Source organism: Pseudomonas sp. CM27, assembly GCF_013179515.1.
In the GTDB taxonomy this organism is placed as follows: domain Bacteria; phylum Pseudomonadota; class Gammaproteobacteria; order Pseudomonadales; family Pseudomonadaceae; genus Aquipseudomonas.
In genome coordinates this window covers 1-850 of the sequence record NZ_JABMCN010000471.1, presented here as the reverse complement: position 1 = coordinate 850, position 850 = coordinate 1, and the positions used below count along the sequence as shown (strand labels likewise).

The window sequence follows — 850 nt, the reverse complement described above, 5'->3', positions numbered from 1 at the left end:
GGGCTTGCCTGCGAAGGGCTGCAAAGCAGCCCCGGCAACCGGTTCAGAAGGTTGCTTTTACCTGCAGACCTACCACCAGTGCATTGTCGATGTCCTTGCCGGAAAACGCCCCCGGCTCGATGATGTACTGCACATCCGGGCGCAGGTTCAGCCACGGCGTGGCCTGATAGCCATAGCTCAGCTCGATCAGCTGCTCGGCGCTGTCGATATCGGGGAACTGCTGCCCAGCGTTGAACGCAGCATCTTCCAGCACATCGCGGCTACGCGGGTTGGGCACGGCGCGGCCGTACCCCAATGCCACGGTGTCCTTCGGGCGCCCCTCGAACGGCTTGTACAGCACCACGCCGGTGCCATACCACTTGGTGAACGGCGAGGCCGCCTTGCTCGATGCCGAGTACTGGCCGAACGCATGCAGGCTGCGACCTGGGGACGCAGGGTCGTTCCAGATCGCCTGGTCTACCAGCAGGTAGTGGCCGCCGCGACCGGATACCTCATCATCGCTGCCGACGCGTTTCACGTCGGAACTGTCGTAGTAGTAGCCCAGCTTGTACTCGCCCGGCAGGTCACCCTGCAGCTTGTACACCAGCTCCACCGGCACCACGGTGCCAGTCGTGTGCTTGGGGCCCAGGTGCCAGGCGCGGCTGGAGTTGCCGTTGCTCTCTGGGTCGACGTTGAACGCAGCCACGCGCAACTGCCAGGCCGGCGACAGGTCGTACTTCACGCGCACGCCCAGGTGGGCGTTGGGGTAGTTGGTCCAGCCGCTGCCGCCGGACATGTTCAGCGGGTGGCCGCAGAAGCCGGCGTTCATGAAGTTGCACAGGATGCCGCTGTCCAGGCCGCCAAGGTCGTT

Annotated in this window: 1 protein-coding gene; it reads right to left on the bottom strand. The window is 64.8% G+C overall.

Annotated elements, in window-relative coordinates:
• Positions 1-43: 43 nt before the first annotated feature.
• Positions 44-850 (bottom strand): carbohydrate porin (locus HP547_RS29020; RefSeq protein ID WP_172288943.1); only part of this gene is annotated, 807 nt, incomplete at its 5' end.